Below are 19,185 nucleotides of genomic sequence, written 5' to 3' on the forward strand. Positions count from 1 at the left end.
TCAGCTTGCGTTGTTCAGCAGCAGGAAGCACCAGCCGTGACCATCGACGCGCACCTCGCGCACGACATAGGTCGTGTCCACCAGCGGCGCGGGGGATGCTGCGAACACCAGCAGCGTGTCGCCCTGTGCGGCGGGTGTCGCGAGCTGGATCACGCGGAAGCCATAGCAGGGGAGCTTCGTGGTCACCGGTATGCCGTCGGTCACGTCCACGTCGGTCACGGCTTCATCGAACACGCCGTTGATGGGCGTGGTGGTGCCATCGGCTGCAATGTAGTTCGCGGCCTGCCCGAAGATGCCTTCAACGGGCGAGAGCAACACCGTGTCCCAGTCGATCACGGCTTGCTACCCTTGCCGCCGCCACCGCTGCCGTGGTGACCTGACCCGGCGCTCCCGCGTTCGCTGGCGGCACGTTCGCTGGCGATCTCCTTCGCTTCTTCGGCGTCCTGCTCCTCGCGTGCCTTGCGTGCCGCGTCGCGTGCTTCCTGCGCAGCCTGCACCGAGGCGAGCCCGGTGCCGGAGAGCAGCACCTCGGGTCGCGTGCAGATGAATAGCGGATACGCATACGTCTCCATCTTCCACCACATGCGCCGGTAGAGATCGAAGATCGGCAGCACATACACGGGCTTTCCGGGCGTGTTCACCCAGTCCACCGTCTCGCCCGGTGCATTCGCTTCGCGGAAGATGCCCGGTGCGCCCACAGGGAAGAACAGCACCTCGTTGTCCGGCACCTTGATGGTGGTGTTGTCGTCCGAGCCGCGATAGTTGAACCACGTGATGCCCGAGAAATCGAACGCGTCGAATGCGGCACCCTGTGAGTTATCGCGCAGCGCGCGCGCGTCTGACCAGTTCACGAACGTGCGGATCACGTCCGGGTGGTTGACGAACTCGTCGTAGAACGCATCGCCGCACATGCCATAGACGCGGGTGGTGGCGGTGAACGCGCCCTGCGCCTTGCGGGCCATCGTGCGGATGATGCCGTTGCAGATGGGGCGCAACGTGTTGGCGGTTCCTGCCGCGAGGTTGAATGGCACGACGGGGGCCTGTGTGATGCCGAACTGGGTGAACCAGTTGTAGTAGATGCTTCCGTCCTTCGGGTTGAGCACGAGACCCTGAAGCGCCGCGAGACGCAAGTACTCTTTCGTGTACTCGACCGACGCGAGCAACCCGGTCGGCCCTGAGAGCCGCCGCGCGACCTCGGTCTCGATCTGCATCAGCACGGACTCCGTACCGAATTCGCGGATGCCCTGCACCTCTTCGGCGTACACGGTGTCATCGTGCATCAGGCGCGGCACCGTGAAATACCGCATGTCGCGCTTCTCGGTGGTGCGCTCGGTGCCTTCTGCGCCGCGTTCGGAGAACGGGATCAGCACGAGCTTGCCGGTGCGTTCCTCCACCGCCAGCGCCTTCGTGCGGATCGGGTTCGGTTCGAAAACATTCAGCGCACCGAGCCCGACCGGCTGGAACGGGTTGCGCTGCACCGCGTCCGTCAGGGCGATGGCCGTGAACGGGTCCTGGTGGAATACGTCAAGGATTTCGCCTGACATGACAGGTCTCCCCAAAAAAGCCGAAGGCCGCGCACCGCAGTGAAGCGGTGGCGGCCTTCGTTGGAAGTGGTGAACGGTGGTGGTGTGGCGGTGGTGACTTAGCGGAGGATGATGCCGAGCGCGGTGAGCTGCTGGGTCGCGGCGGTAATCTGTGCGGGCGTAGCACCAGCGGGCCAGATAAGCTCGCTCGCGTTCACCTCGCAGGAGCGCGTCACCACCGTGGCGGGTGCCGGTGCGGCGGTCACGTCCTTGGTGCCCCACAGGATGCCCGCTGCGTTTTGCGTACCATCAGAACCGGCGGGGTTGAGTGGCGCGAACGCACCGCCCGCCGTGACCATGCCGAGCACGGTGCCCGCAAGGACTTTCGTGCCACCGGATAGCGTGACCTGATCGCGCGAGCGGTGGCCGTTTGCTTCGGACACCATGAACCCGCCGTCGTGCCACTGCTCATAGACGACCATTGGAGTGCTGCTCATGTTCGGTTCTCCCGAGGAAGTGAAAGAAGGTGACTCAGCGCGCGCGCGGGTTGGCCCGTTTGAACGCAGCGTCCCAACCCGATGCAATCGCCTGGCGACTGTTTAGCTCGCGCGTACCACCGGGACCGACGCGCGGGTTGCGTGCCACCCGTTCGCCGGAGACCGGGGCGGGCGTAGCTTCGAGCATCGCCACCGCTTCGCGACGCGGCATGCGCGTCTTGAACGCGAGGTGGGCGGCGAGCAGCGGGTTGTGCGCAGCGGCTTTCGACGCAAAGATCGTCGCGCAGCGGGCCTGCTCGCGACGACGCGCCTGTGCGATAGCGGTCTTGCCGCGCATCTCGGTCTCGTCGTCCTCGTCGTCCTCGGCTTCCTCGTCCTCTCCCTGCGCGCGACGGCTGCGGGCCCGCTTGCCCTTGCCACTGTCGTCATCGGGGTTCGCGTCATCGTCACCGTCGTCGCTCGCGGCCCGCGCGCTGGCGGTGGTGGTGTCCGCCTCGTCGCGTTCGTCGCGGTCATCATCGCGTTCGTTGTCCCGCTCCTCGCGGTCCTGCTCCCGTTCGCGATCCCGCTCGTCGCGGTCACTCTCCCGCTCGTCATCCCGCTCCTCGCGGTCGCTGTCATCGTCCTGTGCGCGCATGCGCCGCGCGCTCATACCCGACAGATGCGCAAATGAGAGTGCCTTCTGAACACGCTTCTGCATGCCTTGCATTACGTAGCCCATGATGTTTCAGCCTCCTGCTGTAGTGATGAGTAGAGCGTATAGAGCGCTTCATCGGGTGACATGACGGCATCGGCAAGTCCCGCCGCGACACCTGCGCCGCCAAGAAAGGTTGCGCCCTGTGCGGCGCGTAGCTTCGACGCGGGGAGACCCCGGTTGCGTGCGACGGTTGCGAAAAACAGTTCGGCCACCTCGTTCACATCGGCCTGTATCGCGGCGCGCGCCTCGTCGGCGAGCGGCTGAAACTCGTTGCCGTCCCCCTTGCGCACACCCGAAGTAATGAGCGTGACGGTGATGCCCTGGCTCGCGAGCGCCTGTGAGAAGTCCACATGCGCGACGATCACGCCCACGCTACCGGTGCCCCCGGTGCGTGGCACCGTCACCATGTCGCACGCGCTTGCGAGCGCGTAGGCCGCGGAGTAGGCGCACTCGGAAAGAATGGCCCACACGGGTTTCGTACCACGCGCGTCGTAGATCGCATCCACCAGGTCGAAGCACCCGGCGACTTCTCCACCGGGGCTGTCGATGTCGAGCACAATCGCGCGCACCGTGCTGTCGGCGAGTGCCATTGAGAGGTTCGCGCGGATGCCGTCATAGCCGGTCATGCCCGAGTACGGGTGGAGACAGCCTAGCTTCTGCACCAGCGTGCCGAGCACCGGAATCACCGCAATCCCTTCGACCACGCGATAGGGACGCTCGTCGGCTGCATCGCCCATGTCGAAGTCGTCTTCGTCGTCATCGAGCAGCATCACCATGTCGCCGTCCGCGCGAAAGAGCCGCGCGAGGCCGAAGCGGTCAGCAAGCGCCGCCATGACGACTTCGATCTTCCCCGGTGTGATCGCGAGCGGCACGTTAAACAGGCGCGTGGCGAGGTGTGGGTAGTTGGGCTTCATATACGACCGTCCTCAATAGTCAAGGGACCGATAAGCCCCGTTAAGCCTATTGCGCCTGTGGAGCCACTTCCGGGCGGCCCAGTTCTGCTGCCGCTACCTCACCGGCCCAGTCGGGGAGCGTCAGGTCAAGCTCCTTCATGAGCTTGATTTCCATTGCGCGCTGGTGGAGCACTTCCTCGTAGTCGAGTCCCTGCTCGGCGCATTCACGCTTGAGCGTGGAGAGCGCGGCGTCCATACCCATCACCGCCCCGGCTTTCTCCTTGGTCGGGTCGATCCAGCCGCGCGCGACACCCATCCACGAACAGCGCGAGTAAGCGGAGCGCATTTCGGCAAAGCTCGGTGCGCCCGCTGGCAGTGGCAACTCGCCAAGATCAAACGCCTCCCACAGCCACGTGCCGTAGAACGGGGTGGCAAAGTTCAGCGTGAACTCGTCGCGGCGGCGCTGAAGCGTCTTCCACGCTTCGAGCAGCGCGGCGCGCGCGCTGGAGTAGTTGGTCTTGCTCCAGTCCTGCGTGATCTGCTCGGCAGAGAGCCCGAGCGCGGAGGCGATAACGCGCTGCATCTCGTGCGCGAACATCTCGAAATTGCTATTCGGGTGTCCCGCCTGAACGCTCTCCAGCGACTCACCCGGTGCGAGCGTGGCGATGCGCACACCGTTCAGATACGCGGGGCGCTCATTGGCCCACTGCGCGCGCAACGTCTGGTAGAGCGGCAACTCGTCACCTTCACCCGCACCGAGCGCGTCCTGCACCAGCGCCGGGTCGTAGGGGCTGGTGACGTATGTGCCGAAGATGGCAGAGACCGCCGCCGCCTGAAGCTCCACGCCGTAATAGCGCGCGAGCATCTTCGCGTGCGACAGGACCGGGGTGAACACGCCGAGTCCCCGGTGCTGTCCCGCGCGGTCACGGTCGAAGTCGTGGATCACGCGCAGCCACCCGTCGTCGTCATAGCGCTCGATGCGCTCCCACGTGTTGGCCTCGATGGCGAGATACCAGTCGTTCTGTTCCGCCTCGCGAATGTGGTACGCCACGGGCGCACCGTTGTCGTCGATCTCCACCCCGCCGCGCATGTACGTCGAGTCAATCATCTGGTACGGGTTGGAGAGCCGGTCGGGGTCCACCAGTAGCAGCGAGGTCGCGTAGTCGGCCGCACCGTAGCCGCGCTGATCGGGTAGCCAGTAGTTGACGCCGAGCCCTTCGCCGTCGATCAGCTTGTGCCGCATCGCGAGGCGAAACTGCTGACCGACCGTGAGTTGTCGCGCCACGTCGTTGTAGTGGTCCACGTTCTCCGCAAAGCCCCGCCACAGAGCCTCGGCGGTGCGCCGGAATTCATCGGCCCACGTGGCGTCGAACGCGGTGATACCGGTGCGCAGCGCGAGCGCACGATAGTCGGGATTGGCGGAGAGCTTGAGCGCGGTGCCGACCGTGTTGTCGAGAATGCGGTTGACCGCGCCATTGATCCAGCCGTCATTGCGCGAGAGGTCGCGCGCCCGCGCCACCATGCGGTCGCGGAACAGGTTGATTTCGGAGTCGGGGGAACGGATCCACGGCAACCAGTTGCCGAACTCCTGCGACATCCAGTTCGCAGCCTCGTAGGGGAACTGGTACGGCGCGAGACCGAGCGGCGAGCCGGGGGGCGGTCCCTCGGTCAACTGCTCGGCGCGCATCCGCACACGGGGCGTGATTGCACCACCCGTGGCGGGTGGCAACACCTCACCCATACCCGCGTGCGCGTCCGGCTCCATCGGGCGTCCCGACGGATCAACGATCAGACCCATGATGGCGTGCTCTCAGAAGAACGGGGTAATAGGCGGGCGGATGTTGCAGCAGGAGCCGTTGAGCGCCGCGAGCTGCTTCTGCACGAGGAGAATCCCCTGCACGAGCGCACCGATGTTGCCCTGTGTGTAGGTGATCGAGCGCGAGCCGTCAGCTTGCGTGTACGACGCGGATTGCGTCTTGCCGCCGCTGATAAGCTGGAGATACGCGAGTTGCATGCTCTGTAACTGCTGCGCCAGCGTAGCCGGGTCCATCCCGGCGAGGATGCTGTTGCATCCACAGGGTGGGGTTCGACAGACGGACATGGTGTGTTAGGCGAGACGGTTGACGAGTGAGCGAACCACCGCAGCGCGTGCCACTGGTGGGGGAACCGATTGCAGCGCGCGTGCCGGGGTGGTGAGAAGGGTCGAGGTCGCGCCCACCGCATCGGCGCGCGCGTTCAGCTTGAGTCCGAAATAGAGCAGTCCACATAGAGCGGCGTAGGCGTACACACGACAGTCCAGCGCCTCGTTCGCGCGCCCTGCGGGTAGCTCCCACACACGGAAGCGCTTGCCACCCACTTCGCGAATCACCAGCCGCTCGGCGGTCAGTTGCGAGTAGTAGCCGAGGTCACGGTCACCGGGAAAGTGCATGTAGCCCGGTCCCGGCTCCGCGAGTAGCAGGCGCTGGCGAATGGTGTCCTTCGCTGCGTTCACGCCGAGGATGATCGGGCGAAAGGTTTTCTTCGTGCGTGGCGAGGGTCGCTTGGCGGGCCATACCGGGTTGCGCTCACCGCCGCGTGCGCTCTCGCCCTTGATGGCCCATACGCGTCGCCCGAGCCGCGCTTTGCAGAACTCGTAGACGGACTGGGTGTGGTGACCGCCCGAGTCGATGCACGCCGCCATGACTTCGAATGGCCGTCCATCGGCGCGCGTCCACGTGCGTTGCAGGTACTCGTCAACGAGGTCTTGCACCGGGGTGTCGGCGAACTCGCCTTCGATAATCTCGTAGTCGAGTGACCAGCTCTCCTCGTTGCGCCCCCAGCCCACCGTCTCGCACTCCACGCGGTAGTCCTGCACGTCGATGCCCACCGTGACCACCGCAACGCCGTCGGGTAACTCAGCGGCCCACTTCTCACCGCGTGAGAGAAGCACCTCCACCTGAACGCGTCTGCCGGTGTGTGCGCGGTACGGTAGTCCCATCTGCGTATTCCACCAGGCTTGCAGCTTTTCCTCGTCACCCTGTGCTTCGATCCACTTCTTCGCTATCTCTGGTGGGCGGTCGCGCATCCACGGGCTGTACAGCTTGGACGCCTGAAAGCCCGCGTGAGCGTTATCGACACCCCAGTCACCACACGTGGGACACCGGGCGCGATACACCGCATAGCGTCCCTCTACTGCGTCTTCCCACCAGTCCCACACGGCGGCGAGCGCCGCGTCGTCCCCGGTCTCGCGCCACCCCTTGTCGTAGTCGATGATCGGCGCGTGGCGGGCACCACAGCAGTCGAAGGGGCGGGTCTGGTGCCAGCGAATCGTCTTCAGCGCATTAAGCCGGTCGGCCTCACTCCACGCGGTGCCACAGCGCTCGCAGTAAATTCGCGCCGTCGCGGTTTCGTGCGCCGTGACGTTACCCGCTTCGTCGCGCGTCTTCGTCCACTCCACGTGCTTGAAGAAATCGGGAAAGAGCCGATGCCCGCAATGAGGACATGCGAACGACGCGCGGCGCTGGTCCGATAGCTCATAGCTGTCCTCGATGCGGCTCTCCTCGGCGATGGTGGGAGAGCATGCCCGCACCGACAGCCAGTTCACGAAACTCGCGGTACGCTCCTCGGCGAGAAGGATCGGGTCACCTTCCCGCGTCACCGGATATTTGTCGATCTCGTCCGCGAGCACGATGCGGATGGGTCGGCGCGCAAGGTTGTCGGGGCTCCCCGCACCCGCGAGCGCGATGAAGCCACCGGGGAATGACTTGTAAGAGAGCGTGTCATCGGCGTCACGCGTGCGCGCTGGACCCAGCAGTTCGCGCAGCACCGGGGTCGCGCGGATCATCGGTGTTAGCCGCTCCTTGGAGAACTGGGCGCTTGCGTCGTCCTTCGGCTCCAGCAACAGGATTGGACAGCCGTCGAGGTGCGCGTGATAGCCGAAAATGTTCTCCAGTAGCGCGGTCTTGAGAAGCTGGGTGCAGACCATCGTGGTGATGACATGGACGCCGGGCTCGGTGACCGCGAGCATTGCACCGCGTGCCACCTCCACGGTCGAGGTCTGCCAGCGACCGGAAAGACTGCCAGCGGCGCGCGCGAGTCCGCGGTACTGATCGGCCCAGTCCGGCAGGCTCAGTTGCGGCGGTGGTGTCCATGCGCGTCGAACGGCTTGGCGAAGGCTTCTGATCTTGTCGGCGAGGGAGAGCATTGCGGCCCATGACTTCGAACCCGGTGGCTAGGGGTGACGCACAAAAATGTCGGAAGACGGCTCGCCGAACGAGCGCACCTGTGTCAACACGTGCGCGTGCAATATTCGCGTCAGGCGCTCGGTGTCATCGACGCCCAGTTCGCTCGCGATCAGCGGGGCCACCCGTTCGGACCAACTCAACCACGCATCGCGCTGTGAGCGGAACACGTCAAAGAGCACGTCCTGCGCGACCGCCAGTTCCACCAGCGAACCGGACTTCTGTTCGTACTCGATGCGGCGCAGCAGCGCGAGCCAGTTCTCCTTGAGTCGCAGCGCTTCACCGTAGGCGACACCCTTGGCCGGTTCGGTGGCGGCCTGCAAAGGGAGCTTTGCATCGTCGTTTGAGGTCGCGCTCGCGCGCCAGCGCGTGCCGACGAGCGCCGGGTCCATGCGCCCGTCGCCCGCTCGGGTAAGCCGTCCCTCCTTCAGCGCGAAATGAACGAGCGTGTCGGATACACCTTCACGCCGCGCGAACTCGCGGATCGAGATTGTGTCGGCCATGATGCGTAGACCTTTTGGGGGTCAGAGCTAGAGAAGAATCGCGGCGCGCAATCCCCGTGTGCCTTGCACCCCCCCGGAAGGACCCGCCCCACACCCCCCCCGGTGCCGGGGTCGTCCCGGAGTCCCACGGGAACGGTGGGGAGACCCCGCAGGAGCCCCGTGGCGCGCCTCGTGCCGCTTCGCCGGGGTCTCACGCGGGTCGGTGATGGTGGGAGCCGCCTGCGCGGGCTGGTAGGCTACGGGTTTCCTCACCTCACCCCACGCCAGCCGATGAACGTTCAAGTAGTGCCGATGCGCGAGCGCGGCAAACCACGCCCGAAGCGCGACATTGAAGCGGCCATCCCGGTACGCGGTGACATGACCATCAGTCAGCAGCAGTCCGAGCAGTACGGGCGCATGACGAAGGTCGCGAGCTTCCAGCAATCGGGCGCAGCGGATGCGCAACCACTCCCGCCACTGCACGATGTCGAGGTGTCGTGGATGGGTCCGCTTGGCTTTGTCCTGACCGGTATCGAATTCATCGGCGACGTGGCCTATGGTCAGTCGTGGTGGTGCAGGCCCGGTGTCTGATCCATCGCCATGCGGCGCTGATGCGCGGCCCACCTGAGCAGCACCGCATGAAACGCGGGTTGATCGCGGCGGCGACGTGCCTCCGCGAGGAACACACGGGCGCAACGCAGGTGCTGCTCGCGCGTCACTTCGACACGAAGACCGCGACGATCTGCACCAGTGTCAGCACGGCCAGCCCCGCGCCCACGAGGTTGATGCGCGGCACCGGCACCGACAGCGCAGCCATGAGAAACAGAACGAACGCAGCGACCAGCAGGGCGAGCGAGAGCATGGCGCTTCTCCTGTAAAAGAGCATTACTTCGCGGTGGCGAGAGCATTCGCCATTTCCGCATCGAACACACTGTCGAAGTTCGCCGACACCACCGCCTGAGCGCGGTCACCGAACTCGAGCCGCGTTTTCGTCTCAACCGGTGCAGCGAACGACACCAGCAGCTTCAGGTGTCCGGTTTTGTTGGCGAGCTTGCCGCCGCGTGTGCGCTTCGCACCCTTGACCGGTTTCGCGGGCGATACCGTGGGGCGTTGCCACAGCCCATAGGTTTCGCCGTGCTTCGTTTTCACCTTCCCCATGAACACGTCAGGCCGACCCATGTAGCGGCGGATCAGGTTGCGCGGCAGGTTGCCATACGCATTCGTCGCGGCATTGACCGGTACGAGGTCACCCGGTTTCTTGCCGAGAAACTGCATACCGCCGAACTCATACGGGGACAGGTACTGCGCGGCAATGTCGCGGATATAGACGCGCGCCTCGGGATACGCCTTCTTCGCGCTTTGCACCGCCACCGAATTGACGGTGAACGGTGTAGGGGTGTCGAACACCTGTGGCATGGCCTTTTTCTCAGCCTCGCCAGCGAGTTTCGCCAGCGCCGTGACCGTGCGCGCCGTAGCGAACGGGAGCTGTCGAACCGCGAGGTCAGACAGCGCCAGCGAAACCGCCGCGAGGTTCGACTCCACCGAGATCGCGAGCATGGTCAGCGCACCCCGATGAACTTGTGAGTCTGTAGCGAGAGCCGCCAGCCGTGGCGCGCTGCCTCGGTGATGCACAGCGTGGTCGCGGTGCGTGACTGGCTCACGGGCTGCAACCACACCGGTACGTGTGGCCGCAGGTGCGGCAGGACGCTCTCCAGTACGGTGTCGATGTCCCGCGCGCGGCCCACGACGCATTTCGCCTCGTCGGCCCGATACAGCGCGTCACCGCGCACCGCCAGTCCGCCGGGCATGGCGAACTTGGGTGAGACAGTGACCCATGTACCGTCCGCGACCCGCACGTCGAATGTGCCGCTGGTCTCCACCTGCACCGTGCGGCCTGTGGCGAGCAGCGCCGCCGTCAGCGGCTCCAGGTCATGCACACAGGGTTCACCCCCCGTGATGACTACATGAGCCGCGCGCGAGCCGCTGGCGGCGTCAACGAGACCGTGTACGTCCATCACCGCGAACGTGGGTGCGTCCACCGTTTTCGCCTGCATCTGCGCGGGCGCGACTTCGTGCCGCGACTCAATCTCCCACGTGTGTTTCGTGTCGCACCACGGGCACCCCACGGGACAGCCTTGCAGCCGCACGAAGAACGCGGGTGTGCCGGTGAACGAGGCTTCGCCCTGAATGCTCTCGAAAAGCTCGTTCACGGGATACACGTCGGTCCCTAGAGAGTGAATGTGGCGGAGCACTTGCGCGTCTCCTCAACCGTCACACCGACCAGTCGCACCCCTGTGCCCGCCAGCACCTCGGGACCGACCACCGTGACGAGGTGGTGCGCCATGTTCTCGGCGGTGGGGTTGAACGGCAGCTTCACCACGCTCTCGTCCATCAGCCCGAGCGAGCCCGACCACGGATCACGCGAACTGATGAGAAAGCGGTGGTCCCAGTGGCGCTCCAGCCACTCGCACAGCCGCAGCTTGATGGCCCCGAAGTCGATCACGCGCCCCAGCGCATCCACCTCGGCGGTTTCGCACGTGAAGTGAATGCGGTAGTTGTGCCCGTGAAGGTGTGCGCACTTGCCTTCGTGCCCGTGGACGCGATGACCACAGGAAATGTCGTGATAGCGCGTGACGGTTAGCATGGTCCGAACCCCTGCGCGCCGATCAGGCGCAGAAACTCGTCGCGCGCCGCGTGGTTGTCGCGCAGCGCCCCACGCATGACGCTGGTGGTCATGCTGCTCGCGTGGTCGCACACCCCGCGCGTCACCATGCACATATGCGTCGCGCGGATCACCACGCCCAGACCCTGTGGTTCGATCGCCTGCTCGATGGCGTCGGCCAGTTGTACGACCGCCTCCTCCTGCATCTGCGGGCGCGCCATGACCCAGCGCGTGAGCCGTGCGAACTTGGACAGGCCGATGACGCGCGCGCCCGGTATGACACCGATCCACGCCTCACCCATGATTGGCACGAGGTGGTGCGCACAGGTGGAGCGCACGGTGACGGGGCCAACGGTGTACAGCTCGTCCAGTTCGCGCACGTTCGGAAAGGCGGTCGCCATTGGCGGGTGTTGGTAGCGACCCGCGAATGCTTCCTGCACCAGCATGCGCGCCACGCGTGCGGGTGTGTCGGTGGTGTTGTGGTCCGTGTCGATCACCAGCGAGCGCAGCAGCGCCCGCACGTGCTGCTCGGCTTCCGCCTGTATTGCCTCAAGGTCACCGTCGCGCAGATATGGCGCGATGTTGTCATTGGCGCTGAAGGGGGCACGGATGCTCGCCAGTTCGCGCACCAGTCGCTCGGATACGCTCATGCCAGACCTCGCGCGCGCACGTGCTCCAGCGCATTCAGAATTTCGCGATCCTCGGCCCCGCGCCATGTACCGGCACGCAGTGCGTTCATCGTCTCAGGTAGCCACCCGGCTTCCCACGGGTTATGAGTGAAGTAGCCCGCCGACAGTTCTATGTCGTTGTTCGTGAGCGCGACCCACTTGCGAAAACACGGCTTGCACTGCCCGCAGTGATGGACGCCACCCTCATAGCAGGAGAACGAGCGCAGCAGGGACGCTGGCGTACCGCCGCGCGCGAGGTACTGTGCGACCATTCGCGTCTTGGTGATGCGCTTGAACGGCACCGCCACGTTAAACGTCCGCCGCTCGGTCCAGTGCTGTTCCTGCCACATGTGGTCGAGCAGCGTGCTCATGAGCGCGCAGAACGCGTCGTCCTTGTCTGTGCTGCGGTCACCCGATACCGCTCCGATGAAGACCGTTTCGCCGTAGTGGCTCGCGAGCAGTACGAGGTGCGCATTGCGGTTCGGCACAATCGCATCGTCGCGTTCAAAGCGCGAGAGTCGCAACACGCCGTCGAGCTTGATGACCCGCGCGCCGTCAATGTCCCCGGTGTCGATCAGTTGCTCAATGCACTGCCGCTCGCGGCGCGAGTAAGGTGTGTCGCTATCGACGCACAGCAGGATGTCGGGAGTGAGTAGCCGCGACATGCACAGGCTGTCCATGCCGCCCGAAAAGAGCAGCACCGACTTTCCGCGCCACTGCTCGCGCTGGTGGGTAATCATCTGCGTCATGGTGTCGTGTCCATCAGGGGACGGCCTTCCACGCTTCGATGAGCAGGTTGACCGCATGAGGGTCCACCGCCGCAAGAAAAATCTGCGTGCCGATGTTTTTGCGCGTGTCGCGCTGCATGCTCACCCAACTCGCCGCGGTGAGTTGCGAAGTGAGGCTTTTGCGACCGCGCCAGCACTTCTCGCGGGTGAGCCCCGACAGGTCGAGTCCCGCGCGCCCCGCCTGCGCGAAGATGGCATCCGAGGGTGCCTTGAGAAAGTCCTCGCGGTCCATGATGTTCATGCGCCCGTATCCCGCATAGAAGTTCACGCGACCGAAGCGACGCGCCACCTCCCATGAGGAGGAGTCCGACGAGTACGGTCGGAAGCGCTTGATGATGTCCGTGTGGGTGACGCCGAGAAGGTGGATCTTCCGCGCGCCCACCTGACGCATGACGCGACCGAGATAGCTCTGACCATAGCTCGAATACTTGCCCGCCACACCACCGCACGCGATCAGGTCGGTGCCGTCGTACAGTTCCTCGATGTGATCGAATGATTCGCCAGGGGTGAACACCGGTATCGGGTCAAAGCCCGCATCGCGCATGCGCTTCAGGTTCTCCCGCGTGCGCTCCGGGTTCTCGATCACGTCGAGTGCAATGTAGCGCCACGGCTTCACGGGTAGCGTCGTGAGGAACTTGCAGTAGCCGCCGAGCGTTAGTTCAAAGCCCTTGTTCCACGCGGTGAATGCGCCACTGTCCACCAGCAGGTCGAGCTTGCCGGGATACTCGCGGTCAAAGCGCCACAGGTGCTGGAGCATCGGCGGCTTGGTTTGCAGGTACGCATACGAGCAGAGAATCTGGAGCGAGGGCTTGTCACTCAATCTCCACCCCCTCAACGTCGGCGAGCGCGTCGCGAAGCACGGCGAGCACATCGGCCTTCTTCGCCACGTCCACACCGTGAACGGTGATTTCGAAACCGGGTGTCTCCACCGTGTCGCGGTTCGAGTACTTCTGCAGAAGCCCGAGGTCAGCGGTCCAGCCTTCGATAATCACGCTCATTTCCGGCGCGCTGAAGCCCAGCAGGTCGAGGTTGAAATCCGCGTCGCGCAACCCCGTCAGTTCCGCACTGAGCAGTTCGTCGTCCCACCCCGCATTGAGCGCGAGGCGATTGTCGGCGATGCGATAGGCCCGCTTCTGTACCTCAGTCCAACCCTTTGCCACCAGAACCGGCGCTTCGGCGAGCCCGAGCAGACGCGCGGCGGCGAGCCGCCCGTGACCCGCGATCAGTTCACCATGTTCGTCGACCAGTACCGGGATGGTCCAGCCGAACTCGCGCATCGACGCGGCAATCTGCTCCACCTGTGCGGGTGAGTGCGTGCGCGGGTTGTGCTCGGCTTCGCGCAGTCGCGAGAGCGGCCAGCGCTCCAGCTTGTCGGTGAGCGTCGCTGGTATCAGCGGGTTCGCATTGACCATCATGCCGCCACCTCGTTCGCCACTTCGTCGCGGGTGGTGCCCACGATATGCGCCGCGCGCAGCAGACTGTCGATGCGCGAGAATGCCGCGTCCAGTTCACCCGCCTTCTGGCGCGTACCGAGCAACGCCGCTTCGAGAATGGTGGTGTGCTCGGCGATGGTCTTACGATGCACGCCGCAGCGCGCGGCGAGGCTTACGGCGGTCTCGTGGGTGTGCGTCAGGAGGTTGGCAATGATCGCCGAACGTAGCCGGATATTGGGCGCATGGCCCACCAGCAGTGGCGCGGTATGCAGGAGGATCACGTCGAGCGCTTCGCGCCATTCGGGGTTCGGGTAGCGCCCCGCGCAGCAGGGCGCGCGGCAGTTGCAGTCGAGATCGCGTGGTGCATGCGCGAGGATGATGAGCGCGCGCTGCACGGTGGGCAGGCGGTCAAGCTGGCGGCGGATGCGTCCCACCTGTGCGGTGGCCGAGTCGCCCAAAAGGGTCGCCATTGACGGCACGCCCTGGTGAAGTACCGAGAGCGAGCAGCCGCCACCGCGTTCGACCGAATAGCGCAGGGCGTCGCGCAGGGCCGCGCCTGTGGCTGCGTAACAGTCACGCATGGTGAGCTTTTCCGGGAGGGGAGACAGACGTGAAAAAGCCCGCGCGTGGCGGGCTTTCGGACTGAGGGGGCACCGAGGGAGTGTCCTCGTTAATAGTCCAAAATAGCCACGTTTTGTCACTTGTCAAGGTTTTTCGCATTTTCGGAATTAGGGACGGCTATATCAGCGCCACCTGTATCGGCGCATGTTCGCGGTGCCACAGGGTCGGGCTCTGTTGCGATTCGATGCGCTCGCGCAGTACCTGCGCGCGAGCTTCCTTGTTCGGCGGACTGAGCGGGCCGCGCCACTTTGAGTCAATGCCGATGTTGCGCGCGATGTTTGTGCTGTCGGCGCTCGCGAACGGGAACCGCGTGAAGATGTCGGGGTTGAGCATGCGCAGTCCGTGGAGCTTGCACGCGGGTCGTCCCTCGCGGTCGCATACCACGTCCATCGCCTCGGCCATGCGGTTAAACCAGCCCGGTGTCCCCGGTGTGCGGTAGTTGCCACTTGAGCCGAGGCACACCCGAGGGAACCGGGTGGCGAGGCGTTCCAGCCTCTCCAGCGATTCGTGCAGGTGCCACACGGGCGCACCGACCCACGGCGCGTGATGACACCAGGGCCACGCTTCGAGCAGTGCATCGTTATCCGCTTCGCTGCCGTTGATGACATCGGGTATCACGGCGAAGTCAAACGACGGGAAGCGGTGAATCATCTGTACCCACGCATAAAAGCGTTCCCAGTCGGCGACCGGGTTACCTGCTATCCATGCGCTGAACGCGCCATTGTCAACGGCAAAGCTCTGGCACACGTCGAGCGCGAGAGAGAACTGCGCCACGTCGATGATGGAAATGAACGCGTGCCCCGCGTTGATCGCACGCGCGGCGGCAGTGCATGGGTTGATCCGCAGACCGTGGTAATGGATCATGCCGGGTGTGCAATCTGCTCGTCGAATGGGGCGAGCGCATCCTGCGGCACCCACCAGCTATTGCACTCCTCCCGCCAGAAGCATTTAACCTTCGCGTCGGCCACGCTGATCCAGCCAATGAGCGTTGCGCCGAAGCCATCGACGACAAGAAACGCCACGCGTTCGCCGTCGCGATCATTGGGCCGCACGATGAGGTGACCATCACGGTATTCAGTGGACCGCACCTGCCAGTCGCCCACGTCGGGAGCCTTGAACGTGTTCACCGAGCATGACCAGTAGTGGTCCATGAACTTCGCGAAACAGGCTTCAGCGATTGCCCCGGTCACATCGGTCTGGTAGTCGCTCTTGCTTGCATGGCGGTTCTTGTTGAGTCCCTTGTCCATGCTCGACATGCGGCGGATGACACCGGTTATTGCCGCGTTGAGCATTTCCGGCCACGTGAGGTCGATCCTCATGGAGCTTCCCCGGTGTGGTCGCCATGCTCCTCATGCGCGGCCCACGCGAGCGCTGCCGTGTGTGCGCGTCGCCAGCTCTGGGTCGGGTGCGTACCGTTCTCGATGCCAATGCGATACGCGCGACCGATCCACGCGCGCAGGTTGTTCGGCAAGCGATACCAGTGCGCGCGACAACCCCAGTTCGTTTCGCTGACCTGTTCGGTGCATCCCGGCCACGGACAACGGTGATTCATGGTTGCGGCTCCGTAGAGAGAATCAGAGATACAAAGGACCAAAGTATTCCCACTGTCGTTCTCGGCCCGGCTGTGCAATCACGACGCAAGGTACTGCCGTGATATGCCCATTTATCATCACTTCATCAATCGCTTGTCGCTCGCCATCGGCATCGTATTCAAACGACAGCACATGTATTCCCCAGGCCCCCGGCATTGGCTCGGCTTCGTCATAAAACCGTATCCGATGGCTCATGAATGCTTGCTCGCTGCAATGGCCGCGTCGATGGCATCGCGCAGGCGCTGCTCGCGCGAGGGAACCTTGCGCATGGTGCCGAAGCCGTTATCGACCGCCGCCATGTAGACGAATTTCCCGCTGGTGAGCGTGAAGCGTTCGCAGCGCCGGTTGCGCACCATCACCTCGTGGACAGTGCGCGGGTCAGGCTTCGGAGCCTTTTGCGTGTTCATGGTTCTCTCCCTCGGGTACTGGGCGCAATGCCACGTTCTCGGCGGGTACGCTGATGAGTGCATTGCGCGCGATACGTGCGATGTCGATCATCGCAATGGCACTACCACCGGTTTCAGCCATTGTCGCGATCAGGCGAAGCGCTTCGCGCATGCGTTCGTTTTCGTGCGCAAGGTGCGCGCGCATCTGAAGCGTGGTCTTCGAGATATGCAGGTGGTTCATGTGCTCACTTCTTCGAACGGATCGTATTCGGGGTTGTCGAGCGCCAGCGCAATCTGTTGCGCCTGCAACGGTTCAACCACGACTTCGGCGCGCGGGTTCGCGCGGTCGATGCCGTGGAATACAAACTTCTGCCGCACCTGCCGGTCGTTGCGATAGACCCCGCGATGCACCAGCACACGCTTGCCATCCGGCTTGCGTTCATAGCGGTCCTGCAACACGTCGAGAATCACGCTCTCGTCAAGGTCGGGGCGCTCGGTGGCGTACCAGATGCGCAGCGTGACGCGCACCGGGCCTTCGAGCCGCACGCGTGCTTTCGGTGGCACCTGTCGCAGCGCGTCGCGTTCATACGCGAGTGCCTTGTCGCTTTTGATCGACACCGGACGCGTCTTCAGCGGACCATCGGGCGTGCTGCGAAAACGGCGCGTGACGATCTCGCGGCTGTTGGCTTTGCTCGCGGGCTCGCCGAGGATGACGAAGGCGATCTTCACTTCGTGCCCCAGCGCATCACCGCCGCGTAGTAGCCCACATTGATCGGGTCGCAATAGCACAGGCCGAGATCGAGCAGGTACGACAGCCAGCCCGCTGGTACTCGCTTCATGCGGTGATGCAGGTGCTTCACGACGTTCGCATAGTTCATCGTTTCGCCCGCGTCGATCACCGCGAGAATGGCGCGACACAGCTCACCATGCAGCGCATGGGAGAACTCGCCGGGTGCGAGCTTCTGCACGTGCCGGATGCTATCCGGCTCGCGCAGCAGTACCGCGAGCAGTCGGCGCTCGGCGACGGTGGTGAGATCATTCTCGAAGCGGATCATTGCGACACCTCCTCGTCATCGCAACCCGGTTCACGCACGGGCGCGTCGTCGCCCACGATGTGCGGACTCGGTACGCGTGGCGGTAGCGCCATCACGCCCACGCCCACGCGTTCGCGAGCCGCCGCTGCGCGCGAACCACCGCGCCAGCCACCGTGCTCGTCGAGGTCTTCGCGCGTGCAGTGCTGCGAAGCGCACCACAGGTCGATTGCTTCGCGTGCGAGCGCGAGCTTGAGCAACGGCACCTGCGTGTCGCTGTCGGCCTGCTGCTCGATCCTCACCGCCCACTCGATGCCCGTCTGTGCGCCGGAGACCCCGCGTTTCGGTAGACCCGCCCCGGCGAGAACCGCGCGCATGTTCGCGAGCTGTGGCTCCACCACCTCGGGCGTTGCCTGCCGCTGGTCGGTCAACCCGGTGAAGGGTCGATACATGGGTTCAATGCGGCACGCGTCGAGGAATTCGGGCAACGTGGGTACGTGGCGCATGTGGTAGCACGCAGCAACACCGTGTAGCAGCGCCTCACGCGATAGCCCCTGCAAGGCGTGCGTCCATTCGGCCTGCACGTCCTGCGCGTCGATGTCTGCCCACATGTCGAGGAACCTCGCGCCAAAGATCGCGGCCTGCTTGTGCCAGAGCCACGCGCCCCGGCTTTCAGTGCTTTGGGACGACATGGCAGTCCTCCTCGGGCAGGTCGATCACGTCGCGGTCACGCGGACCAACGCCGAACGCTCGCGCGGTGCGGCGGCGCGCATCACCCAGCGCAGCGGCACGGGGTGTAACGCGGTATGCGCCTTCATCACGCGCCTTGCGACACCAGTTGCGCCACGTCGCCAGCCAGTCGAGCTTGCTGGCAAGCTGTCCGGGTTTTGCATGCCAGTAGTCGGCAAAGCGAAGCGCCTGGTCCGCCACCTGATCGCGCGTCATGCCGCACTCGCGCATCGCCCATTGCCCCCAGTCGGGCGGCAATTGCCACCCGTCCGCGAGTCGTTCGCCGCGCGCATTTTTTTTTGTGCGCGGCTCCAAGCTATGCGCTGGCGATAAGGTTGAACGGAGTGGCGGAGCCTCAGAAGGCCCAGAAGGACACTGAAGGTCCCAGAAGGCCCCAGAAGGCACAGAAGGTCCCAGAAGGACACTGCCCGGCTCGACCATACCTTGGTCATGCCCAGGCATGTCCTTGGGCATGTCCTTGGTATTGCCTGGGACAGGCTCAGGTATGTCCTTGGGCATGTCCTTGGCATTGCCTACGTGTTGCGTGGGCGCGGCTGCACCATTGCTCAGGTTCTGCCCTGGTGCGCCCGCGACATGGGTTGGGGTATGTCGGCGCTGTCCGCCGGACGGCGGGATAACGCTCTCAACCTCGCGCGGGTGCGGGTGCTGGTGGTCCGTCCACTTCACCACCTCGATGAACCGCGCGCCGTTCACCTCGTAGCGCACGATCAACCCCTCGCGGTCGAGCGTCGCGAGCAGCATATCGACCGTCGTACCGTCCACGTCGTGGTCATACGCGAACAGTTCCGCAGCGATACGCGCGGGGCGGTCCTCCAGTCGTCCGGCCCGATCCGCGAGCGTCCACAGGCCGATGAAAAGAAGCCGTCCGATAGGCGGCATCATGCCGAGGCTTTCGTTCGAAAAGAACTTGCCCTTGACGGTTCGCGAGCGCTGGGTCATGGC

29 protein-coding genes are annotated in these 19,185 nt (G+C 64.6%); 1 reads left to right on the plus strand and 28 read right to left on the minus strand.

Annotation, left to right across the window (positions count from 1 at the left end; all coding sequences use genetic code 11):
- The 9 genes from L0U84_RS26670 to L0U84_RS26710 form a co-directional block, all read right to left on the minus strand.
- Entirely contained in the window at positions 1-336 is a 336-nt protein-coding gene (locus L0U84_RS26670) for a head-tail joining protein (protein WP_233854194.1), read from the minus strand.
- Positions 333-1,544 carry a major capsid protein gene (locus L0U84_RS26675; protein WP_233854195.1) on the minus strand — a complete coding sequence of 404 codons (1,212 nt, stop codon included), beginning with the start codon at positions 1,542-1,544 and terminating at the stop codon, positions 333-335. The genes L0U84_RS26670 and L0U84_RS26675 overlap by 4 nt, the downstream gene beginning before the upstream one ends.
- A gap of 98 nt (positions 1,545-1,642) precedes the next feature.
- On the minus strand, positions 1,643-2,020 hold the full coding sequence (locus tag L0U84_RS26680) for a head decoration protein (RefSeq protein WP_233854196.1): 378 nt from the start codon (positions 2,018-2,020) through the stop codon (positions 1,643-1,645).
- A gap of 34 nt (positions 2,021-2,054) precedes the next feature.
- Complete coding sequence (locus L0U84_RS26685; protein ID WP_233854197.1) at positions 2,055-2,741, minus strand: hypothetical protein; 687 nt, start codon at positions 2,739-2,741, stop codon at positions 2,055-2,057.
- Positions 2,729-3,631 (minus strand): S49 family peptidase, encoded by a 903-nt coding sequence (locus tag L0U84_RS26690; protein ID WP_233854198.1) that lies wholly within the window; start codon positions 3,629-3,631, stop codon positions 2,729-2,731. The genes L0U84_RS26685 and L0U84_RS26690 overlap by 13 nt, the downstream gene beginning before the upstream one ends.
- A 46-nt stretch (positions 3,632-3,677) precedes the next feature.
- Positions 3,678-5,408 (minus strand): phage portal protein, encoded by a 1,731-nt coding sequence (locus tag L0U84_RS26695; RefSeq protein WP_233854200.1) that lies wholly within the window; start codon positions 5,406-5,408, stop codon positions 3,678-3,680.
- Between the two features lie 12 nt (positions 5,409-5,420).
- Entirely contained in the window at positions 5,421-5,660 is a 240-nt protein-coding gene (gpW, locus tag L0U84_RS26700; RefSeq protein ID WP_233854202.1) for a gpW family protein, read from the minus strand.
- Positions 5,661-5,717: 57 nt separating this feature from the next.
- Entirely contained in the window at positions 5,718-7,793 is a 2,076-nt protein-coding gene (locus L0U84_RS26705; protein ID WP_233854204.1) for a phage terminase large subunit family protein, read from the minus strand.
- A gap of 27 nt (positions 7,794-7,820) precedes the next feature.
- Positions 7,821-8,333 carry a hypothetical protein gene (locus L0U84_RS26710; RefSeq protein ID WP_233854212.1) on the minus strand — a complete coding sequence of 171 codons (513 nt, stop codon included), beginning with the start codon at positions 8,331-8,333 and terminating at the stop codon, positions 7,821-7,823.
- A gap of 270 nt (positions 8,334-8,603) precedes the next feature.
- Between L0U84_RS26710 and L0U84_RS26715 the strand changes: the two genes are divergently transcribed.
- Positions 8,604-8,903, plus strand: coding sequence for a hypothetical protein (locus L0U84_RS26715; RefSeq protein ID WP_233854214.1), 300 nt, complete (start codon positions 8,604-8,606; stop codon positions 8,901-8,903).
- A 124-nt stretch (positions 8,904-9,027) separates the two neighbouring features.
- Here L0U84_RS26715 and L0U84_RS26720 read toward each other — a convergent pair whose 3' ends face one another.
- The 19 genes from L0U84_RS26720 to L0U84_RS26810 all read right to left on the minus strand — a co-directional run bounded on the left by L0U84_RS26720 (position 9,028) and on the right by L0U84_RS26810 (position 19,182).
- Complete coding sequence (locus L0U84_RS26720; RefSeq protein ID WP_233854217.1) at positions 9,028-9,174, minus strand: hypothetical protein; 147 nt, start codon at positions 9,172-9,174, stop codon at positions 9,028-9,030.
- Between the two features lie 23 nt (positions 9,175-9,197).
- Complete coding sequence (locus tag L0U84_RS26725; protein ID WP_233854219.1) at positions 9,198-9,869, minus strand: hypothetical protein; 672 nt, start codon at positions 9,867-9,869, stop codon at positions 9,198-9,200.
- Between the two features lie 2 nt (positions 9,870-9,871).
- Positions 9,872-10,522, minus strand: a complete 651-nt coding sequence (queE, locus tag L0U84_RS26730) for a 7-carboxy-7-deazaguanine synthase QueE (RefSeq protein ID WP_326491202.1) — start codon at positions 10,520-10,522, stop codon at positions 9,872-9,874.
- Positions 10,523-10,539: 17 nt separating this feature from the next.
- Positions 10,540-10,956, minus strand: coding sequence for a 6-pyruvoyl trahydropterin synthase family protein (locus tag L0U84_RS26735; protein ID WP_233854221.1), 417 nt, complete (start codon positions 10,954-10,956; stop codon positions 10,540-10,542).
- Positions 10,950-11,624: a GTP cyclohydrolase I gene (gene folE / locus L0U84_RS26740; protein WP_233854223.1), complete on the minus strand. Its 675-nt coding sequence runs from the start codon at positions 11,622-11,624 to the stop codon at positions 10,950-10,952. The genes L0U84_RS26735 and folE overlap by 7 nt, the downstream gene beginning before the upstream one ends.
- The gene (locus L0U84_RS26745) at positions 11,621-12,391 is read right to left on the minus strand and encodes a 7-cyano-7-deazaguanine synthase (protein ID WP_233854230.1); all 771 of its coding nucleotides are present in this window, start codon (positions 12,389-12,391) and stop codon (positions 11,621-11,623) included. Before L0U84_RS26745 ends, folE begins: the two co-directional genes overlap by 4 nt.
- A gap of 13 nt (positions 12,392-12,404) precedes the next feature.
- Complete coding sequence (locus L0U84_RS26750) at positions 12,405-13,250, minus strand: hypothetical protein (RefSeq protein ID WP_233854232.1); 846 nt, start codon at positions 13,248-13,250, stop codon at positions 12,405-12,407.
- Positions 13,243-13,845: a ParB/Srx family N-terminal domain-containing protein gene (locus L0U84_RS26755; RefSeq protein ID WP_233854240.1), complete on the minus strand. Its 603-nt coding sequence runs from the start codon at positions 13,843-13,845 to the stop codon at positions 13,243-13,245. The genes L0U84_RS26750 and L0U84_RS26755 overlap by 8 nt, the downstream gene beginning before the upstream one ends.
- The gene (locus L0U84_RS26760; protein ID WP_233854242.1) at positions 13,842-14,444 is read right to left on the minus strand and encodes a hypothetical protein; all 603 of its coding nucleotides are present in this window, start codon (positions 14,442-14,444) and stop codon (positions 13,842-13,844) included. The genes L0U84_RS26755 and L0U84_RS26760 overlap by 4 nt, the downstream gene beginning before the upstream one ends.
- 157 nt (positions 14,445-14,601) lie before the next feature.
- The gene (locus L0U84_RS26765; RefSeq protein ID WP_233854244.1) at positions 14,602-15,348 is read right to left on the minus strand and encodes a hypothetical protein; all 747 of its coding nucleotides are present in this window, start codon (positions 15,346-15,348) and stop codon (positions 14,602-14,604) included.
- Entirely contained in the window at positions 15,345-15,803 is a 459-nt protein-coding gene (locus L0U84_RS26770) for a hypothetical protein (RefSeq protein ID WP_233854246.1), read from the minus strand. Before L0U84_RS26770 ends, L0U84_RS26765 begins: the two co-directional genes overlap by 4 nt.
- A complete protein-coding gene (locus L0U84_RS26775; protein ID WP_233854248.1) occupies positions 15,800-16,036 on the minus strand; it encodes a hypothetical protein in 237 nt (78 codons plus the stop codon). The genes L0U84_RS26770 and L0U84_RS26775 overlap by 4 nt, the downstream gene beginning before the upstream one ends.
- Before the next feature lie 22 nt (positions 16,037-16,058).
- On the minus strand, positions 16,059-16,271 hold the full coding sequence (locus L0U84_RS26780) for a hypothetical protein (protein WP_233854258.1): 213 nt from the start codon (positions 16,269-16,271) through the stop codon (positions 16,059-16,061).
- A complete protein-coding gene (locus L0U84_RS26785; RefSeq protein WP_233854260.1) occupies positions 16,268-16,483 on the minus strand; it encodes a hypothetical protein in 216 nt (71 codons plus the stop codon). The genes L0U84_RS26780 and L0U84_RS26785 overlap by 4 nt, the downstream gene beginning before the upstream one ends.
- On the minus strand, positions 16,455-16,703 hold the full coding sequence (locus L0U84_RS26790; protein ID WP_233854263.1) for a hypothetical protein: 249 nt from the start codon (positions 16,701-16,703) through the stop codon (positions 16,455-16,457). The genes L0U84_RS26785 and L0U84_RS26790 overlap by 29 nt, the downstream gene beginning before the upstream one ends.
- The gene (locus tag L0U84_RS26795; protein ID WP_233854265.1) at positions 16,700-17,191 is read right to left on the minus strand and encodes a RusA family crossover junction endodeoxyribonuclease; all 492 of its coding nucleotides are present in this window, start codon (positions 17,189-17,191) and stop codon (positions 16,700-16,702) included. Before L0U84_RS26795 ends, L0U84_RS26790 begins: the two co-directional genes overlap by 4 nt.
- Positions 17,188-17,517 carry a DnaB-like helicase N-terminal domain-containing protein gene (locus tag L0U84_RS26800; RefSeq protein ID WP_233854267.1) on the minus strand — a complete coding sequence of 110 codons (330 nt, stop codon included), beginning with the start codon at positions 17,515-17,517 and terminating at the stop codon, positions 17,188-17,190. Before L0U84_RS26800 ends, L0U84_RS26795 begins: the two co-directional genes overlap by 4 nt.
- Positions 17,514-18,185: a hypothetical protein gene (locus L0U84_RS26805; RefSeq protein WP_233854269.1), complete on the minus strand. Its 672-nt coding sequence runs from the start codon at positions 18,183-18,185 to the stop codon at positions 17,514-17,516. Before L0U84_RS26805 ends, L0U84_RS26800 begins: the two co-directional genes overlap by 4 nt.
- Positions 18,166-19,182 (minus strand): hypothetical protein, encoded by a 1,017-nt coding sequence (locus L0U84_RS26810; RefSeq protein ID WP_233854271.1) that lies wholly within the window; start codon positions 19,180-19,182, stop codon positions 18,166-18,168. Before L0U84_RS26810 ends, L0U84_RS26805 begins: the two co-directional genes overlap by 20 nt.
- Between the last annotated feature and the right edge of the window lie 3 nt (positions 19,183-19,185).

Origin of the sequence: Paraburkholderia sp. HD33-4 (genome assembly GCF_021390635.1) — a bacterium.
Taxonomy (GTDB): domain Bacteria; phylum Pseudomonadota; class Gammaproteobacteria; order Burkholderiales; family Burkholderiaceae; genus Paraburkholderia.

Bases quoted from the DNA above. Each gene is read 5' to 3' on its own strand.
- L0U84_RS26745 (WP_233854230.1), bottom strand. From the start codon at position 12,391: ATGACGCAGATGATTACCCACCAGCGCGAGCAGTGGCGCGGAAAGTCG.
- L0U84_RS26720 (WP_233854217.1), bottom strand. From the start codon at position 9,174: ATGCTCTCGCTCGCCCTGCTGGTCGCTGCGTTCGTTCTGTTTCTCATG.
- L0U84_RS26760 (WP_233854242.1), bottom strand. From the start codon at position 14,444: ATGCGTGACTGTTACGCAGCCACAGGCGCGGCCCTGCGCGACGCCCTG.
- L0U84_RS26780 (WP_233854258.1), bottom strand. From the start codon at position 16,271: ATGAGCCATCGGATACGGTTTTATGACGAAGCCGAGCCAATGCCGGGG.
- L0U84_RS26725 (WP_233854219.1), bottom strand. From the start codon at position 9,869: ATGCTCGCGATCTCGGTGGAGTCGAACCTCGCGGCGGTTTCGCTGGCG.
- L0U84_RS26810 (WP_233854271.1), bottom strand. From the start codon at position 19,182: ATGACCCAGCGCTCGCGAACCGTCAAGGGCAAGTTCTTTTCGAACGAA.
- L0U84_RS26765 (WP_233854244.1), bottom strand. From the start codon at position 15,348: ATGATCCATTACCACGGTCTGCGGATCAACCCATGCACTGCCGCCGCG.
- folE (WP_233854223.1), bottom strand. From the start codon at position 11,624: ATGAGCGTATCCGAGCGACTGGTGCGCGAACTGGCGAGCATCCGTGCC.
- L0U84_RS26790 (WP_233854263.1), bottom strand. From the start codon at position 16,703: ATGAACCACCTGCATATCTCGAAGACCACGCTTCAGATGCGCGCGCAC.
- L0U84_RS26805 (WP_233854269.1), bottom strand. From the start codon at position 18,185: ATGTCGTCCCAAAGCACTGAAAGCCGGGGCGCGTGGCTCTGGCACAAG.
- L0U84_RS26695 (WP_233854200.1), bottom strand. From the start codon at position 5,408: ATGGGTCTGATCGTTGATCCGTCGGGACGCCCGATGGAGCCGGACGCG.
- L0U84_RS26775 (WP_233854248.1), bottom strand. From the start codon at position 16,036: ATGAATCACCGTTGTCCGTGGCCGGGATGCACCGAACAGGTCAGCGAA.
- L0U84_RS26680 (WP_233854196.1), bottom strand. From the start codon at position 2,020: ATGAGCAGCACTCCAATGGTCGTCTATGAGCAGTGGCACGACGGCGGG.
- L0U84_RS26770 (WP_233854246.1), bottom strand. From the start codon at position 15,803: ATGAGGATCGACCTCACGTGGCCGGAAATGCTCAACGCGGCAATAACC.
- L0U84_RS26710 (WP_233854212.1), bottom strand. From the start codon at position 8,333: ATGGCCGACACAATCTCGATCCGCGAGTTCGCGCGGCGTGAAGGTGTA.
- L0U84_RS26705 (WP_233854204.1), bottom strand. From the start codon at position 7,793: ATGCTCTCCCTCGCCGACAAGATCAGAAGCCTTCGCCAAGCCGTTCGA.
- L0U84_RS26755 (WP_233854240.1), bottom strand. From the start codon at position 13,845: ATGATGGTCAATGCGAACCCGCTGATACCAGCGACGCTCACCGACAAG.
- L0U84_RS26675 (WP_233854195.1), bottom strand. From the start codon at position 1,544: ATGTCAGGCGAAATCCTTGACGTATTCCACCAGGACCCGTTCACGGCC.
- L0U84_RS26715 (WP_233854214.1), top strand. From the start codon at position 8,604: ATGAACGTTCAAGTAGTGCCGATGCGCGAGCGCGGCAAACCACGCCCG.
- gpW (WP_233854202.1), bottom strand. From the start codon at position 5,660: ATGGACCCGGCTACGCTGGCGCAGCAGTTACAGAGCATGCAACTCGCG.
- L0U84_RS26800 (WP_233854267.1), bottom strand. From the start codon at position 17,517: ATGATCCGCTTCGAGAATGATCTCACCACCGTCGCCGAGCGCCGACTG.
- L0U84_RS26685 (WP_233854197.1), bottom strand. From the start codon at position 2,741: ATGGGCTACGTAATGCAAGGCATGCAGAAGCGTGTTCAGAAGGCACTC.
- L0U84_RS26785 (WP_233854260.1), bottom strand. From the start codon at position 16,483: ATGAACACGCAAAAGGCTCCGAAGCCTGACCCGCGCACTGTCCACGAG.
- L0U84_RS26735 (WP_233854221.1), bottom strand. From the start codon at position 10,956: ATGCTAACCGTCACGCGCTATCACGACATTTCCTGTGGTCATCGCGTC.
- L0U84_RS26690 (WP_233854198.1), bottom strand. From the start codon at position 3,631: ATGAAGCCCAACTACCCACACCTCGCCACGCGCCTGTTTAACGTGCCG.